The sequence below is a fragment of the Cylindrospermum sp. FACHB-282 genome (genome assembly GCF_014697195.1).
Lineage (GTDB): Bacteria > Cyanobacteriota > Cyanobacteriia > Cyanobacteriales > Nostocaceae > Cylindrospermum.
On record NZ_JACJRJ010000014.1, the window covers coordinates 107048 to 123478 of the forward strand.

The 16431-nt window shown below is 43.7% G+C and carries 15 protein-coding genes; 7 read left to right on the forward strand and 8 right to left on the reverse strand.

The genetic code is table 11. The features are described from left to right. The first annotated feature begins 462 nt into the window (after positions 1 to 462). Both H6G32_RS09965 and H6G32_RS09970 read left to right on the forward strand, forming a co-directional pair. A complete protein-coding gene (locus H6G32_RS09965) occupies positions 463 to 822 on the forward strand; it encodes a Mo-dependent nitrogenase C-terminal domain-containing protein (RefSeq protein ID WP_190457635.1) in 360 nt (119 codons plus the stop codon). Positions 823 to 844: 22 nt separating this feature from the next. After that, positions 845 to 1117, forward strand: a complete 273-nt coding sequence (locus tag H6G32_RS09970) for a cupin domain-containing protein (protein ID WP_190457637.1) — start codon at positions 845 to 847, stop codon at positions 1115 to 1117. A gap of 64 nt (positions 1118 to 1181) precedes the next feature. Here H6G32_RS09970 and H6G32_RS09975 read toward each other — a convergent pair whose 3' ends face one another. Continuing rightward, the gene (locus H6G32_RS09975; protein ID WP_190457639.1) at positions 1182 to 1742 is read right to left on the reverse strand and encodes a hypothetical protein; all 561 of its coding nucleotides are present in this window, start codon (positions 1740 to 1742) and stop codon (positions 1182 to 1184) included. 126 nt (positions 1743 to 1868) lie between these two features. On the opposite strand from H6G32_RS09975, the gene H6G32_RS09980 reads away from it, so the two are divergent. After that, the gene (locus tag H6G32_RS09980; RefSeq protein ID WP_190457642.1) at positions 1869 to 2615 is read left to right on the forward strand and encodes a creatininase family protein; all 747 of its coding nucleotides are present in this window, start codon (positions 1869 to 1871) and stop codon (positions 2613 to 2615) included. 138 nt (positions 2616 to 2753) lie between these two features. Here H6G32_RS09980 and H6G32_RS09985 read toward each other — a convergent pair whose 3' ends face one another. The 4 genes from H6G32_RS09985 to H6G32_RS10000 form a co-directional block, all read right to left on the reverse strand. Further along, a complete protein-coding gene (locus H6G32_RS09985) occupies positions 2754 to 4145 on the reverse strand; it encodes a malic enzyme-like NAD(P)-binding protein (protein WP_190457644.1) in 1392 nt (463 codons plus the stop codon). 411 nt (positions 4146 to 4556) lie between these two features. After that, positions 4557 to 5639, reverse strand: coding sequence for a photosystem II q(b) protein (psbA, locus tag H6G32_RS09990; RefSeq protein WP_190457646.1), 1083 nt, complete (start codon positions 5637 to 5639; stop codon positions 4557 to 4559). A 173-nt stretch (positions 5640 to 5812) separates the two neighbouring features. Beyond that, the gene (locus H6G32_RS09995; protein WP_190457648.1) at positions 5813 to 7312 is read right to left on the reverse strand and encodes an MBOAT family O-acyltransferase; all 1500 of its coding nucleotides are present in this window, start codon (positions 7310 to 7312) and stop codon (positions 5813 to 5815) included. A gap of 39 nt (positions 7313 to 7351) precedes the next feature. After that, entirely contained in the window at positions 7352 to 10444 is a 3093-nt protein-coding gene (locus H6G32_RS10000) for a DUF1574 domain-containing protein (RefSeq protein ID WP_190457650.1), read from the reverse strand. Between the two features lie 219 nt (positions 10445 to 10663). On the opposite strand from H6G32_RS10000, the gene H6G32_RS10005 reads away from it, so the two are divergent. The 3 genes from H6G32_RS10005 to H6G32_RS10015 all read left to right on the forward strand — a co-directional run bounded on the left by H6G32_RS10005 (position 10664) and on the right by H6G32_RS10015 (position 14444). Beyond that, the gene (locus H6G32_RS10005) at positions 10664 to 10903 is read left to right on the forward strand and encodes a hypothetical protein (RefSeq protein ID WP_190457653.1); all 240 of its coding nucleotides are present in this window, start codon (positions 10664 to 10666) and stop codon (positions 10901 to 10903) included. Between the two features lie 104 nt (positions 10904 to 11007). Beyond that, entirely contained in the window at positions 11008 to 14112 is a 3105-nt protein-coding gene (locus H6G32_RS10010) for a phosphoenolpyruvate carboxylase (RefSeq protein WP_190457655.1), read from the forward strand. A 77-nt stretch (positions 14113 to 14189) separates the two neighbouring features. Beyond that, the gene (locus H6G32_RS10015) at positions 14190 to 14444 is read left to right on the forward strand and encodes a hypothetical protein (RefSeq protein WP_190457657.1); all 255 of its coding nucleotides are present in this window, start codon (positions 14190 to 14192) and stop codon (positions 14442 to 14444) included. Positions 14445 to 14459: 15 nt separating this feature from the next. Here H6G32_RS10015 and H6G32_RS10020 read toward each other — a convergent pair whose 3' ends face one another. Continuing rightward, positions 14460 to 14846 (reverse strand): hypothetical protein, encoded by a 387-nt coding sequence (locus tag H6G32_RS10020; protein WP_190457659.1) that lies wholly within the window; start codon positions 14844 to 14846, stop codon positions 14460 to 14462. A 208-nt stretch (positions 14847 to 15054) separates the two neighbouring features. Between H6G32_RS10020 and H6G32_RS10025 the strand changes: the two genes are divergently transcribed. Continuing rightward, positions 15055 to 15360 carry a small RNA NsiR4-regulated ssr1528 family protein gene (locus tag H6G32_RS10025; RefSeq protein ID WP_190457661.1) on the forward strand — a complete coding sequence of 102 codons (306 nt, stop codon included), beginning with the start codon at positions 15055 to 15057 and terminating at the stop codon, positions 15358 to 15360. 158 nt (positions 15361 to 15518) lie between these two features. On the opposite strand, the gene H6G32_RS27375 is transcribed toward H6G32_RS10025, so the two are convergent. Both H6G32_RS27375 and H6G32_RS27380 read right to left on the reverse strand, forming a co-directional pair. Further along, positions 15519 to 15662 (reverse strand): hypothetical protein, encoded by a 144-nt coding sequence (locus H6G32_RS27375; RefSeq protein ID WP_375539794.1) that lies wholly within the window; start codon positions 15660 to 15662, stop codon positions 15519 to 15521. A gap of 53 nt (positions 15663 to 15715) precedes the next feature. Then, on the reverse strand, positions 15716 to 15811 hold the full coding sequence (locus tag H6G32_RS27380) for a DUF3370 family protein (RefSeq protein WP_375539795.1): 96 nt from the start codon (positions 15809 to 15811) through the stop codon (positions 15716 to 15718). Between the last annotated feature and the right edge of the window lie 620 nt (positions 15812 to 16431).

Consider the following 16431-nt stretch of genomic DNA (forward strand, 5'->3'; position numbering starts at 1 on the left):
TTGTACTTTTTAAGTAATATTCAGGTTATCTTATGTAAAATATATAGTTTTTACTGGATATTATTTATCCTAATATCGGCGGGAAATATAGTTAAACTCATAGCTAAACTGCACTTTCGTTCACTAAGGCTTCCCTTAAAGTACTGAATAGTTTTCCAACCAGACTTTTTTATTCAATATATGGGAATGCTATCTTCAATATCAGGAATCAATAAGTTTAAAGAATACCAATTTTATATTTTCTTTGTTATTTTGTATTTAACGGGACAGTTCTTCAACGTCTGGTGAGTTTAAATAACAATTAGTTAAACCATTTCTTCACCAAATTCCATGTAGATTTCTCTCTTTGTGCTTGTGGTACTTCTATTGACAAGCACAGCACAACTTGCTGAGATAGATTGCATTGTAATACGCCAACTTGGCAAATAGTTCATCAATCTAAGGACAACCTGATTTACAACTATGCTCAAAACCAATCATCAGCCGATCATTCTCCCTACTTTTATTAACCCGATGGGAGAAAATAATCTATCGCACAGTCACAACCGAATTAGTCAACCTAAATTTGATTTACTACAACCATTACGTCAATGGCTAGATGAAATCGAGATTCAAAACCGTAAATTAGCGCACTTCATCGCCAAAATGATACCCGCCCAATGTCCCTTCGAGCGTGATATCATGGTATTTGGTCGCACAATAGCGCACATTCCTCCCATGTGCAAACTAAATCCGCTTTACGATCAATTTATCGGCTTGCGTTTTCGTGCTTTGTGCTATTTAGTAGATGAGTGTGGAGAAGATATCCAGTCCTACTGCTAAACACCACCAGAGAAAGCACCAAATGGAAATTAAAATTGAGCATCAACCCAGTCAAATATATCTCAACCAGTTGGGTGTACCAAAATGGGAAATTTGGCAAAAGCAAGTTTCAAAATTCCCCTGGACTTATGAATCTCAAGAAACTTGCTACTTTCTGACCGGTGATGTAACTGTTACGCCTGATGGTGGACAGCCAGTGCAAATGGGTGAAGGAGATTTAGTCACTTTTCCTGCTGGTATGTCTTGTACATGGGAAATTACCCGCGATGTAAAAAAGCATTATTACTTTGATTAATCAAGAGTTATTCCCTTTGTCGTCTTAGACTCCTTTATAATCCAGAAAAGTAACATCTCAAAACTCAATTTAGATTTCTATTGTCGGGAGATTCGCAACGAGTATTATAGGCAAAAGTGGCAGAATCAGTAAATTGCTTATATCCATATCTTTCAAAACTCGTTGCGACTCCATCACCTAAACAATATTCATAAAAATAAATAGTCTCATTTCCGCTAAATTTGGCAGTAAGTTCTTGCCAAATTGGGGGGTGATATCCAAAAATATATTTATAGAATTTGGCAGCCGATTGTTGATCATAATTATAATTTCCTGAATATTTATCAAAATCACTATTGAAATTTAGGTTAATAGATTTCGCCTGATTATTCACAAAAGTGATAGAAAAATTACTTTTAGGAAACAGGGGAAATAATCGCCGGAAGCTTTTCGGCGCATAGGTATAGATAACTTTTCCCTCACTGGTTTGTTTTTTAAGATAACGCCCAAAATAGCGCTCGATTGTTTGCGGTGTTTGATTTAAAACATACCTTCCCGCCAAAGCCGGAGGAGCGAAAGTACTGTTGATGAATAAAAATCCTAAACTTAACCCGGTAAACGCTTGGTAGAGATGAGGGGATTTCATAGTGCTAGCCTCCACTTGAAAGTAAGGGAGTTGATAATCAGATTAATGGGAGTTAATTAGAAAAGATGCTGTCAAGCAGAAAAATGTTTCCTCCTACCGCAATTTTGACGAGGATTTTGAGACAAAATGTTACTACATTTAAGTACATGGCAGGAAGTCGAAACTTATCTACAGCAATCTAAGGGGATTATTTTCCCGATTGGTTCCACAGAGCAACATGGCCCAACAGGATTAATTGGCACTGATGCCATTTGTGCAGAAGCCATATCACGTGGAGTAGGTGAAGCAACTCAAGCAATGGTTGCGCCAACCATCAACATCGGCATGGCATTACATCATACCGCGTTTCCCGGCACAATCAGCCTGCGTCCCAGCACCTTAATTCAGGTAGTGCGAGACTATATAACTTGTTTAGCCAAAGCTGGTTTTACCAAATTCTACTTTATCAACGGACACGGTGGTAACATCGCCACCCTCAAAGCCGCTTTCTCCGAAACTTACGCCCACTTAGAAGACTTGCAGATTGTCAACGCCCAAAAGGTGCAATGTCAAGTAGCTAACTGGTATATGTGCGGTTCCGTATACCAGCTAGCTAAAGAATTATATGGCAACCAAGAAGGCTCTCATGCTACCCCTAGTGAAGTAGCTCTCACCCAGTATGTTTATCCAGAAGCAATTAAGCAAGCACCCCTCTCACCAGAGGTTGCATCAGGACACAAAATTTATAGTGCAGCTGATTTTCGCTCACGCTATCCAGATGGACGCATGGGTTCAAATCCTGCCCTAGCAACCCCAGAACACGGTAAGCAGCTTTATGACTTAGCAGTCAAAGAACTGAGCAACAGCTATTTAGAATTTTTGAGCGCAGAATAAAACCTCACCCAAAAGCGGAAAATACCAGATTTCCCAAAAAAACTTTGCGTACCTCCGCGCTTCCCTCAGCGTCCCTCTGCGGTAAAAAAAATCTCATCAAAAACTAGGAGCGCACATAAGTACGCTCCTCCAAACTGATTAATTCCGAGCAATACCTTCTTCACGGGCTGCGCGTTGCACAGCAGCAGCAACAGCGGTGACGACACGCTGATCAAAAACTGAAGGAATAATATGTTCCCGATTCAAATCTGAGGGATTAACTAAAGAAGCGATCGCACTTGCTGCTTCCAGATACATTGTGGTGGTAATAGTCTGTGCCCGACAATCTAAAGCACCGCGAAATATCCCCGGAAAAGCGAGGACGTTATTAATTTGATTCGGGTAGTCACTGCGACCAGTAGCCATAACAGCTACTATTGGGCTGACTAATTCAGGCTGAATTTCCGGAATTGGATTAGCCATTGCAAACACAATGGAATCTTTCGCCATTGATTTCACCATTTCTGTTGTTAAAACTCCCGGTGCGCTGACGCCGATAAACACATCCGCCCCTTGTATTGCACCCGCTAAAGTACCTTGGGCTTTGACTGCAAATTCCTGCTTTTCTGCTGTCAAATCAGTGCGACTGGTAGAGATAATCCCTTTTGAGTCGCAGAGCAAGATGGTTTCTGCCCCAGCTTTGCGGAGTAAACGAGCGATCGCTACCCCAGCCGCCCCAGCACCGTTAATCACAATGCGGATGCTTGCCATTGACTTATTGACCAGCTTCAGGGCATTAAACAAAGCGGCTAAGGTGACTATTGCTGTACCGTGTTGGTCATCGTGAAAAACGGGGATATCTAATTCTTGTCGCAGTCTTTGTTCAATCTCAAAGCAGCGAGGTGCAGCGATATCTTCTAAGTTTACACCACCAAAAACCGGGGCGAGATTTTTGACTGTCTGGACAATCTCATCCGTGTTTTGGGTAGCAAGGCAGATGGGAAAAGCGTCAAGCCCTGCAAATTCCTTGAACAGCATCGCTTTACCTTCCATGACTGGTAGGGCAGCAGCTGGGCCAAGATTTCCCAATCCTAAAACAGCACTACCATCAGTCACAATGGCAACTGTGTTTTGTTTGATGGTTAAGTTGTAAACTTCCTCAGGGTTTTGGGCGATCGCATTACAAATCCGACCGACTCCTGGGGTATAAGCCATTGCTAAATCAGATACACTCTTCAAGGGAATTCGGCTGACAATGCTGATTTTGCCACCACGATGCAAATTAAAAGTGCGATCGTAAACATTCAGCACCTTAATGTCTGGTAATTCTTTCACTGCTTGCACAATAGTCTCAGCGTGTTCCGTGCTAGCAGCATCGACGGTAATATCGCGGATGGAATCTTGACGGGTTTGCTCGATTAAATCAATTTGACCAAGATTCCCACCAGTGATGGCGATCGCCTGAGTGACTGAAGCCAACATTCCCACACGATTGGGTATGTGCAAACGGAGGGTTAAACTAAAACTAGAATTAGGAGTTAAGGTTGCCATTTTGATTTTCGATTTTAAGTTTTAGATTTTATATTGAATTGCTTGTGAAAATTCTATTTCCACAATTAAATCTGACATTTAATGTATATACTTAGGCTTTTAGCATAAAACCTCAGTGTCTATTGTATTTAAATACACTATTGACGCTTCTGGATTTTCTGGATTTCATTGTCATAATCAGGATTTTGTGGATTTAAGGATTTTCAGGATGTTATTGATGGAAAATTGGAGATATAACAGAATGAATATTGTCAGAATATTCATAAAAAATCCAGTTCATCCTGAAATCCTGAGCATCCTGATTCAGACATTAGTTATTGTCGATGATTTGAGCAGGCTGTCCAGCCCACCCCAAAAACAAAAAACGCTCCCCATCAGGAGAGCGTTTCTTATTTAACTAAAGCTTAGTTATTAACCGTTGATTGCAGGAGCAGTCAGAGCAACAGGAGCAACTTCACCAGCAGCCAAGTCTAGGGGGAAGTTGTGAGCGTTACGCTCGTGCATTACTTCCATACCCAGGTTAGCGCGGTTGATCACGTCTGCCCAAGTACCGATGACGCGACCTTGAGTGTCAAGGATTGATTGGTTGAAGTTGAAACCGTTGAGGTTGAAAGCCATTGTGCTGACACCCAAAGCGGTGAACCAGATGCCGATCACTGGCCAAGCTGCCAACAAGAAGTGTAGTTGACGGCTGTTGTTGAAGGAAGCGTATTGGAAGATTAAGCGACCGAAGTAACCGTGAGCAGCAACGATGTTGTAGGTTTCTTCTTCTTGTCCGAATTTGTAACCGTAGTTTTGTGACTCGGTTTCGGTTGTTTCACGAACCAAGGAAGAAGTTACTAGTGAACCGTGCATTGCACTGAACAAGGAACCGCCGAATACACCAGCTACACCGAGCATGTGGAAGGGGTGCATCAAGATGTTGTGCTCTGCTTGGAACACAATCATGAAGTTGAAGGTTCCAGAGATACCCAAGGGCATACCGTCGGAGAATGAACCTTGACCAATTGGGTAGATCAAGAATACTGCGGTAGCTGATGCCAAAGGTGCAGAGTAAGCTACACAGATCCAAGGACGCATTCCCAAGCGGTAAGAAAGTTCCCACTGACGACCTAGGTAGCAAGCGCAACCGATCAAGAAGTGGAAAATTACCAATTGGTAAGGGCCGCCGTTGTACAACCACTCATCTAAGGAAGCTGCTTCCCAAATGGGGTAGAAGTGCAAACCGATAGCGTTAGAAGAAGGAACAACTGCACCAGAGATGATGTTGTTTCCGTAGATCAAGGAACCTGCAACTGGCTCACGGATACCGTCGATGTCAACGGGAGGCGCAGCGATGAAAGCAATGATGAAGCAGGTTGTAGCAGCTAATAGGGTAGGAATCATCAACACGCCGAACCAACCGATGTAAATCCGGTTTTCGGTGCTGGTGATCCACTCGCAGAAGCGATCCCATACGTTGGCGCTAGAGCGCTGTTGTAAGGTTGTGGTCATTTTTTTATGAGTGCGGTAATTTGTTAAAAATGAATCAGGTGGATTTGTTTCTTCCCTGTGCCTATAAATGTAACATGAATTTACATTTCGTCTAGTATCTATTTTTTGATTGTTTTCCGTAAAGTAATTAACTTTACTTATACTAACCGGTGCCAGGGTAGCCATGACCCGCGCTAAAAGTCAAAGTAGATATAGGGTAAGCTACCCTCAGGAGCTAATAACCAAACGGCGTAAAGGCTTATGGGTACGAACACGAGCTTGATAGGCCAGTTTAACTCTAACTTTAGCTTTCGGTTAAAGGCATAGACTATACCCATCAGGCCAGCTATGGCTAGCAGTAGCCAAGCTATTTGGTATTGGTTCATATTTAGGGCTTCCACATAGATCTTTTGAACAAATTGTTCATCGGCAGAATGACCCCAAAGGTGTCCAATTACCAGAGAAGAGTCTTGGAGGTTGGGGAGACGGAACCAGATCCAAGAGGTAAACACCATCAGTTGAGTCAATAGCCAAGCGAGAATTATACCCAGAGGGTTTTGCCAGAAATATTCCATATTCTCAAAGCGATCGCTGATTGCATCTGTAAGTCGATGAACCCCCAAGGCTAAACCGTGAAATACGCCCCAAACTACATACCCCCAGGCAGAACCATGCCAGATGCCAGCAATCAGCATCACGATAAATAAATTCCAGCAGGTGCGAATCAAACCCTGACGAGAACCACCCAAAGGAAAGTAGATGTAATTACGCAGCCAATCTCCCAGAGTTATGTGCCAGCGCCGCCAAAATTCCGCAATACTAGTGCTGAAGTAGGGAAAGTCAAAATTCTCAGGTAGAACCAAACCAAACAGCAAAGCCGTACCACGGGCAATGTCTACGTAGCCGTTGAAATCCAAATATAACTGTAAGCCGTAGGCCCATGTAGCTAACCAAAGATCGGCACTACCTGCCCGTTGTAGGTTACCAAAACATAAATCGACAAAAATCCCTAGGTAATCTGCAAAAATCCCTTTTTTGACAGCACCTCTAGCAATTAACCACAGTGCCTCAGCCACTTTATCAACCGTGGGTAAGTGCGGTGTATTGAATTGAATCGCTAAATTATGGTAGCGAGTAATCGGTCCGGAAATCAGTTTGGCAAAGAATAATTTGTATGTGGCAAATTTGAGAAACTGTTCAGTAGCGGGGGCACCACGATAGACATCAATTAAATAGGCAATGCATTCAAAGGTGAAAAATGAAATTCCTAACGGAGCAATAAATTTAAAAGTAGCATCTGGTGCTTCTGTTGATAGGTTAAAAACAACTCTGAATACAGGGGGTAGATATTTAAAACCTAGTAGAAGTGACACATTTAAGATCACGCCCAACCACAAAATTTTTAACCTGCGAAGATTCCAGTCAGCTTGGGCAAATTGCCACTCTTCGTTAGAAATTCGCCAGTCCTGAGAATGTGGCCCTGGTGATGTGTTTTTGCCTATCTCCAGTCCCAAACGAAAGTTAATAAAAGTAAGTACTAAAAGTAATGGTATGTATTGAATGTGCAAGGATGCGTAGAATACAAGACTGGCTAACAGTAAAATCCATAAACGTAACCTTTGTTCTGCTAAAGTCCAGTAAATTATTAGGACTATCAGCAAGAAAATTCCGTAAAAAATTGATATAAATTTCATTTGTCAGTTGTCAGTTGTTCCCTTTTTTATGCCCATTTTTTACTTTGCTGGCCAAGGAATCATCGGGTCATTAGCTAGCTTTTTCGAGACTTCATAAGCCCCAAAGCGATTAAGGTGGCTGGGATCAGAAAAATAATCATTTCTTGTTAGCCACAGTGGGCTTAAATCTCGGTAGACAAAGTTGGAATTAGCAGCAAAGCTTAACATATACTGCTGAAATTCTTGCTCATGTTTTTTCCGGACTGCGTCTAAGTAGTCTGAGGTGAGGGGCATATTGACAAATATTAGGGAAATCTTATGAGACTGGGTAAAATCCAGCACCGATTGGAAAGCTGCATCCTGCTCACCTCCTACTTGAAAATATCTATAGTCGTTGTCATAATTTCCTGGAACTCTGGGATGTTTTTGATAGTATCTAGCAGGATTAAAGCGGATAGATAAGGGCAAGAAGCCATCAAAGTCAACGGATTGTTGGGAATTATCTTCTTCTGGATTATTAGTTGTGGACTGGATTTGTGATGTGACTTTCTGAGTGCCATGGGCTACGCCGCGCCAAAGGCGATCGCTAAACGGCAAATATTTCAGTTGTTTTTGCAATAGAGTTTGAATTTGGTCACGGTGTTGATAGCTAGCAGAAAAACCAGCCAAAGATTGATCTAACCACTGATTGACAACTTGATAGCTGTTAATCTCTTGTGCTTTGTCGTTGTGTTTTGGCTCTGATGTAGGATTTGCCGAATTTTTGGGCAGGCGATCGCCTCCGGCGGGGCGTAGCCCATCGCTACTTGCCGTTGTTAGCGCTTTTTGCAACGCCTGTTTGTAGCCATTTGATGCGGAGATGGCGTTAAAGGTGATATCCTCGCGACCGCTGTTAAAAGCACGAGAACCATCAGCCCAAAGAATTACTTTTGGCAGTTCAGATGGTTCCAGTAGTTGGCGGATGATAAAGTCTACAACCTTTGCAGTAGCGCCGTTAATGCCAAAATTAAACACGTCAATATTGGCATAACCCTGAGTTGCCAAGGCTTGAGAAAGTGCCACCGGATCAACTCCCCTGAGGGCGCGGGAGGAACCAATAATTAATACATCCGGTGGACTACCAGTTGTAGCCAGGCGCTGTTTATACAGCGCTAGTTGTTCATCTAACTGCCTGGCATTGAAACTAGGCATCTGCGTTAGGGAAGCTCCCGCCTTGCGGGCTCTCGCTGCTAAAAGAATAGCAGTTGCAGTGGCCTTGGGCTTCAGCGGTGCAGCTGGCAAACCCGACTGGCGATCATCATTTTGAGTGAACCCAGAAGCATTGAAAGCAGAACTCCCAGCCTGAGGAGATTTTCTTTTCCCCGTGTTAGCAAAAAATGCTGTGATCTCACTCTGGTTTTCACCCATTGTCAAAGCTGGCTTTGAATTTGAGGATGCTGGGGGCCAAACAGTAGCGACTTTGGGCGAAGTTGGGTTGGTGTGAGTGATAACGTAACCCAACATCCAATCAGTTTGGAGTGTGAGCAATAAACCCAAAGCAACCCAGACTAGGGAAGACCGAAGTCCTTGATTATCCGGGCTTTGCTCTGCTGATTGGCCGATTTCTGTAAATAGCTGGGTGGCTAACAGCCACTTTCTGGCTGTGGTATTGGTAGTTGCTACCCAATCCCGCGCTACTTCGGTGACGAAACTTTGAACTTCCTGGGTCGTTAAATCGGGACGCAGCATTGGCTCGTTAGTTTCCGAGATGATCAGATCGTTAACGTATTCCGCAGTGGCGGCAAACTCTGGTGTTGCTTCTGGCACTAACCGTTGGCGATGCCCAAAATCGATGCCGTAATGCCAATTCGGTTCCTTATCACCAGCACGACGTCCGTAGACACGCACACCGATAAGTCCAGGAATTTTTAACTGGCGGATCAACTGAGCGACTTTGCTGGCCACTTGTTGACGTGTTGGACAAATGGGAGCATCACACATAATGTGCAATAAATCAGCTTTGCGAAGCAGAATTACACGGATACCACCTGTCTTCAGTCGCCCATCTAGGTCAGGGTTGAGTAACCGCTCTAGTAAAAAAATGATCGCTCTTTCATCACCAGCAATACCCAAATCTAGAGCTGATGTGGCCAGGGCAGGATGATCCGCAGCCGGTAAAGATGACCAATCAATCCAAGCGGGCTGCTTGTCAATAGTTTTTTGTCCGTATATGGTGGCGGCGAGAATCCCTTGGGGCGCGATCGCTTCTAGCTGGGGTAAAATCGCCTGCAAGCACACTGTCTTATCTGGTGCTCTTTCAGTTTCTAAAGGGTCAAAAGCTGGAGTACAAAAGATATGTAGAGTGGACTCTTTGAGAGCAGCTTGGACAGCAATTTTGGACTCTGACAATATATCAGTTAACAATCGGGCGATCGCTTGTACATCCCCCCAGCGGGCCCATTCTTTAAGCATCGCCTCTGGTGGCGTCAAATCAACCCGCAGCAACCAATCCGGCGCAGTTTCACCGCTCACTTGGGAAACAATCACTGCATCTTGGTAGCCAACAAGCTTGAGATGGCGTAACTTCTGGGCTACTGGTTCTGCCAGCAATGATGCATCGGGGCTATAGACCGACCCGCATAATATCCACAAGCGTTTGGATGCGGGTTGAGAATTTGTTCCGGGCTGCTTAATCTTTACCTGGACTGCTACACCCAAGGTACTAAGATTTTCGCTGAGATAGCGAGCAATAGCATCTGGGTTTCCCTGGCGTGCTAAACTCTCATTAGAGACAATTAGCGCCCCACCATATTGTCTTGATTTTTCTGAGTCTGCTATCAGGGCCTGTTTGACCTGTTCCAGATGCCGATCCAATTGATTCAAGTACACTCGATGGCACCATTGGGGCCGGTGTTCCCCTTTTCTGCGACCGTAGACAAATACTTGGTATATTGAGGGTTGTTCGTTACTGGTGAGGGTATCCAAGTCTGTTTGCTGCAGTGCTTGCAGCAAGTCAGACAGTGTACGCCAACGTTGTGGACACTCTGTACCTTCACAAAGAATATGTAGGTCATTTCCCCGCAACCGGACTTTCACCCCGAAAGTGTTGATCCCTGTTGCTTGGCTTACCCATTTCACTAAGGATTGCTGGCGATCAAGTAATGCTGTTTTCATGGGAAGTTAACTTTAACAGGAAGCAAGTATTTGGGGTAGTGACTGCGCTTGTAAACTAGAGACATACAGGTTTATCACACTTTGCAGTTTTTTTTTAACACTTTTGTTACCTTATAAGCTGGCAAAATGGGCAAAGATAGTTTTATAAGGTTGCAAGTCTAACAACGACAAGAGTTTTGCGTTTATCCTACTCATCTTCCTTTTCACCAAAAATTAGCAATGCCACTTGTGATCCAAAATTCCTCATCTAACCCCGGACTAAATCTAACTTTGTTGAGTATTCCCCACTCTCTCCTCTTACAAATAGGTACGGTGTCTATCCTCCTGCTGCTCACTGTAGAAAAAGCCACTGGCAAAACACTAGTAGCTTTAGGGGAGAAGAGTGAAGAATTGTTTCGAGGCGATCGCCTGCCCATCCTCAACTTCCCACCAGATGATCACAAACTAAATCAAAGTTAAAAAAATATACTATAAGCGAAAATTTGCTCCAGAACAATCATAGTGAGCATCACGCACAAAACCTAGAACTGTAAACAGTAATTGGCTTTACAAGAACAGAGAATATGGGTTCCCTTTTATACTCTTTATCGCAAGCTGCGAATATCTACCCCGCCTCGGAATTATTTTTGCGTCATCGTCTACAGGTAGTAGAGGAATTGTGGGAGTCAGTTCTCCGGCAAGAATGCGGTCAAAAAATGGTGGAGCTACTGCGGCAGTTGCGCGATTTGTGCTCCCCAGAAGGACAAGCCACACATGACCAAGCATCGGGAGCCGTCAAATTGATTGAACAACTGAATATTAACGAAGCAATTCGCGCAGCTCGTGCCTTTGCTCTGTATTTTCAGCTGATCAATATCATAGAGCAGGAATACGAACAAAAGCAGCAATTGAATCGTTATTCCGAGACAGAAGCAGAACCACCAGACCAGGAAACTCTACCAAATATTATCTACTCTACTAACCAGACAGAAGATGACGCCCCTGTTAATAGGGGAAGAGGAGCAGACTTGCTCACCAAGAGTTGGATGGACAAAGCCCAAGTTAAACATAAAGGTACCTTTGCTGCCTTGTTTCCCCATCTATTTCAGCTGAATGTCCCACCCCAGCAAATTCAACGTCTAATTACACAATTGGATGTGCGCTTAGTCTTCACCGCACACCCGACGGAAATTGTCCGTCATACTATCCGGGATAAGCAGCGACAGGTGGTCAACCTATTACAACAGCTTGATAGAGTGGAAAACCGCTCCGGTAGCACAGGTGGCAGCTATCCTTGGGAAGCAGCAGATGTCCGCGAACAATTGCTCGAAGAAATTCGCCTCTGGTGGCGCACAGACGAACTCCACCAGTTCAAACCCACAGTGTTAGATGAAGTAGATTATGCCCTTCACTACTTCCAAGAAGTGTTATTTGATGGCATTCCCCAACTGTATAAACGCTTCAAATACGCTCTAAATCAGACCTTTCCTTGGCTGGAACCACCGAGTAAAAACTTCTGCTCTTTTGGCTCTTGGGTGGGTTCTGATCGAGATGGCAACCCATCAGTAACACCAGAAATTACCTGGCAGACTGCTTGTTATCAGCGGAAAATGGTGTTAGAGAGATATATTCGCTCAGTCAAGCAGCTGATTGAGTTGTTGAGTGTGTCAATGCATTGGAGTGATGTCTTGCCAGACTTGCTGGAATCACTAGAGTTAGATCAGTCTACGTTGAGTGAAGTATACGACTCTCTAGCATTGCGTTATCGCCAAGAACCCTATCGCCTGAAGCTAGCTTATGTACTAAAACGGCTAGAAAATACGCGTGATCGCAATCTAGCTTTATACAACCGAGAAACGCCAAAAAATCAAGAATCCCCAATGTACAGTTCGGGGTTAGAGTTTTTAGCAGAACTGCGGTTGATTGAACGTAACTTGACCGAAACTGGTTTAAGTTGTCGGGAACTGGAAAATCTGATCTGTCAGGTAGAAATTTTTGACTTTAACCTCACACAGTTAGATATCCGCCAAGAATCATCCCGCCATGCTGATGCGCTGAATGAAATTCTTGAATATCTCCAAGTCTTACCCCAACCTTATAACGACCTCACAGAAGAACAGAGAGTCACTTGGCTCACAGGGGAACTGCAAACCCGTCGGCCGTTAATTCCAGCAGAATTACCATTTTCGGAAAAAACCAACGATGTAATTGAAACCTTCCGCATCGTGCGATCGCTGCAACAGGAATTTGGGGTCAAAATCTGCCAAACTTACATTATCAGTATGTGCCGCGATGTCAGCGATGTTCTGGAAGTTTTACTGTTAGCTAAAGAAGCCAGACTTTTTGATCCAGCCATTGCTGTGGGGAGTATTCAGGTTGTACCCCTATTTGAAACAGTAGAAGACTTACAACGCTCTCGCAGCGTTATGCGGCAACTGTTTGCACTACCGTTATATCGCGCCTTGTTAGCTGGAGGCTATGACAGTGCAGAGCAACGAGTGCTGAGTCCTGAATCTACAAACCAAAATCAGTCACCTCAAGTCGGGGAAACTATTCAAGCAACAACAACCTGTACACTCAGAACTGACTTGCAAGAAGTGATGCTGGGATACTCCGACAGCAACAAAGACTCTGGTTTTTTAAGCAGCAACTGGGAAATTCATAAAGCCCAAAAATCACTGCAGCAAATAGCAGAAGAGTACAGTGTGAATTTGCGGATTTTTCACGGACGTGGCGGTTCTGTAGGACGGGGAGGAGGGCCAGCTTATGAGGCGATTTTAGCTCAACCGGGACACAGTATTAATGGGCGGATCAAAATTACCGAACAAGGGGAAGTTTTAGCTTCTAAATACTCCTTGGAGGACTTAGCCTTGTACCACATGGAAACTATCACCACCGCCGTGATTCAAGCAAGTTTGCTGCGGACTGGGTTTGATGATATCGAACCTTGGAATGAGATTATGGAAGAGTTAGCAGTGCGATCTCGTCAACATTATCGCGCCCTCATCTACGAACAGCCTGATTTTACCGACTTTTTCCACCAAGTAACCCCCATTGAGGAAATTAGCCAGCTGCAAATTAGCTCCCGTCCCGCACGTCGTCCATCTGGTAAGAAAGATTTAAGCAGTCTGCGAGCTATTCCTTGGGTATTTAGCTGGACACAAACCCGGTTTTTGCTGCCTTCTTGGTATGGGATCGGCACAGCTTTGCAAGAATTTGTCACCGCTGAACCAGAACAACACCTAAAGCTGCTGCGTTACTTTTATGTCAAGTGGCCCTTCTTCAAAATGGTGATTTCCAAAGCAGAAATGACCTTGGCCAAAGTAGACATGGAAATGGCACGCCATTACGTCCAGGAATTGTCTAACCCCGAAGACAAATCTCGGTTTGATCAAGTTTTTGAGCAAATTGCTAGCGAATTCTATCTCACCAGGGATTTAGTTTTACAAATCACTGGACACAATCGACTTTTAGACGGTGATCCAATCTTGCAGCGTTCAGTACAGCTACGCAACGGCACAATTGTACCTTTAGGGTTTATTCAAGTTTCCCTACTCAAACGCCTACGGCAATCCCAGAATACTACAACCTCTGGGGTTATTCACTCCCGTTATAGCAAAGGCGAGTTACTGCGAGGGGCATTGTTAACCATTAACGGCATTGCTGCGGGTATGAGAAATACAGGTTGAAATGTCAGTAGGGGCGGGGAAACCCCGCCCTGAGTCAGTGGTAAAACACAAACAATTGACAACTGACAATTAAACTAATGGCTAGAAAACGAATTCTAATTTGTACCTTTTTGGCGCTGTTATCAGGGTTTTTTGGTGGTTACATTGGTGGACAAATCACCTTAATGCTGAATAGCCAGCACTGTCACAACCAGCCTTGGGGTTTAAAACAGATGTGCAGCCTTTGGGCGAGACCAGGGGCAATTTGGCAAGGTAACACGGCAGGAATTTGGACAGGGACAATTTTAGGGGCGTTCGTAGGTGGTTTGGTGACGCGCCCAGTTCAGGATTAGTTAATGACTACTTTATCAACTATCGGTTGGGGCGGTAGGTGATTGCAAATTACTGAGGATTTTCCAAGAGTTAGTCCTGGTATCAAAACAACGCCAATTACCCTTAGTGCTTTCATGGTAGCAAAACAAAGTGCGATCGCTGCCGTTAAAGTTGTCCGTTAAAAAATATACTAATCCTCGAAATGGATAGGTTTTGCGACTCAGGCGCTTGGCTACTGCTTGATTTGGGCATTCGACGACGAAAACTGGTTGTCCATCCAGATGAGCCAAGGAAAAAATACACATCCGCAAAATAGCTCTGAGCCAACTTTCGGAATTGTCGAAATAATCATCGATAATTTTGTTCGTCAGAGCTTGTTCGAGGCTACGGTCTTTGTTGCAAGGAGTTTGGGCGTCAGACATAGCATTACCTATTGCTACACCATTGGTTAGAGATTAAACCAAAATCTCGAAAAGTGACAAGTCTTTACACAGATTTAAGGCAACATCAAGGAAATTCATCTTCTGGCTGCAAAGAAATGCCCGCAAGTGAGCAAATACAGGACTAATTGCTTTAGCACGTGTCTTCAAGGCTGGTAAAATTTACCTATAGCCTTAAGAGCAAATTACCATGCCTACCGAAACTAACCCAGGAAATCAAACCACCACAGGTGCTGATGCTATTGATGAAGCGATCGCTGCTGGAATCGATTTTGATGGTTCTCCTATTCCCTCAGCCAAGTTAGAACTGTATAGCAAAGTCATGGGGCTAGAAGCAAATAGACAGCGCAGTGGCGTATCCAACACCATGCGATCGCGCATTGTGCGAATTGGTGCAAAGCACATCCCCCAGCAAGAACTCGACAAATTACTGGTAGATGCTGGTTTTGCTCCCCTGAAAGAAAAAGAACTTGCCTTTTTTTACGGCGGTAAATAAGGAAATTGGGAGGTGTGGAAAACTCACCCCATCTCTCTATCACTTGGACAAAGTTCTTTCCATTAGCACCTAGGGTGGAGTAGAATCCGGCGGATAGATTTAATCTACCTCTAATCTTCGTTGAGTCCAGGGTGGCAATACAAGCTGCATCAACGGTTCTAAAACCAGATCAGTGCGATGACATAAATGATATAGTGCGTCTTTTTCGGTTCTTGATCATCAATATAGTGTAGCCGCACAGTACCACGAAAGAAAGGGAAATCTAGGGATGGTTTACGGAAACGAACAGCACTTTGAGACAACTTATCTTCCTTTAAAAGTGTAGTGTTTCCAGGGTGACAGTAAGAGTCTGGATTTAGTTGGTAATATTGCTTAAAGGCAGACTGATATTATATTGCACGCCATAATTACCGTGGGCTGCATATGTCCTATCTAAATAGCGTACCAGCAAAAATGCTGTTTGGGTTTAGTACCCAATTGACCACCTCCCAGGGTGTCTAAACCGATTGAAAATACTTCAGTTTTATGCTCCTCCTGTTACTCTCAGAAAGGAATAATCGAAGCCAGATTTTGTAACTTTGATTTAATCAAGGTTTGGATCTCAAGGGGCGGCAAGCACCTTGAAAGCCCTTTTATATAACCCACATTCGGCACCCCGACTGTCACAAACGGCAATTACTGAGATAAAAAAGCCAAGCAAGAATAAAAACAGACATTTTTAGTCAAAAAAGACATTTGAGCAGCCATGAATAATCAAGAATGGCATCAAAACGTATTCTCAATAAGGAACAATAAGAATGAGAGGCATATATATTCGTGTTGGATAAATAAATGAACATGTTAAATGCCTAAGTCATAAATTTGATTAATAAATCAAAGTTATGCACCTAGATTTTTGACATGTAAGTGAGAGCTATAGGAATAATATTTGATTTTTGAAAAAAAATAAGAGATAATACGGAGAGAGCATACAAGTCTAAAACAGAACAATGATAAAGCAGTATTTAGAACAAGAGATACCTGCGGTGGGTGGAGTCATCGGCGAACTACAGGAATTTATAGCTCAAAATC

Coding starts and splice junctions, on each gene's coding strand:
- H6G32_RS09965 (WP_190457635.1), top strand. CDS start 463: ATGCTCAAAACCAATCATCAGCCGATCATTCTCCCTACTTTTATTAAC.
- H6G32_RS09970 (WP_190457637.1), top strand. CDS start 845: ATGGAAATTAAAATTGAGCATCAACCCAGTCAAATATATCTCAACCAG.
- H6G32_RS09975 (WP_190457639.1), bottom strand. CDS start 1,742: ATGAAATCCCCTCATCTCTACCAAGCGTTTACCGGGTTAAGTTTAGGA.
- H6G32_RS09980 (WP_190457642.1), top strand. CDS start 1,869: ATGTTACTACATTTAAGTACATGGCAGGAAGTCGAAACTTATCTACAG.
- H6G32_RS09985 (WP_190457644.1), bottom strand. CDS start 4,145: ATGGCAACCTTAACTCCTAATTCTAGTTTTAGTTTAACCCTCCGTTTG.
- psbA (WP_190457646.1), bottom strand. CDS start 5,639: ATGACCACAACCTTACAACAGCGCTCTAGCGCCAACGTATGGGATCGC.
- H6G32_RS09995 (WP_190457648.1), bottom strand. CDS start 7,312: ATGAAATTTATATCAATTTTTTACGGAATTTTCTTGCTGATAGTCCTA.
- H6G32_RS10000 (WP_190457650.1), bottom strand. CDS start 10,444: ATGAAAACAGCATTACTTGATCGCCAGCAATCCTTAGTGAAATGGGTA.
- H6G32_RS10005 (WP_190457653.1), top strand. CDS start 10,664: ATGCCACTTGTGATCCAAAATTCCTCATCTAACCCCGGACTAAATCTA.
- H6G32_RS10010 (WP_190457655.1), top strand. CDS start 11,008: ATGGGTTCCCTTTTATACTCTTTATCGCAAGCTGCGAATATCTACCCC.
- H6G32_RS10015 (WP_190457657.1), top strand. CDS start 14,190: ATGGCTAGAAAACGAATTCTAATTTGTACCTTTTTGGCGCTGTTATCA.
- H6G32_RS10020 (WP_190457659.1), bottom strand. CDS start 14,846: ATGTCTGACGCCCAAACTCCTTGCAACAAAGACCGTAGCCTCGAACAA.
- H6G32_RS10025 (WP_190457661.1), top strand. CDS start 15,055: ATGCCTACCGAAACTAACCCAGGAAATCAAACCACCACAGGTGCTGAT.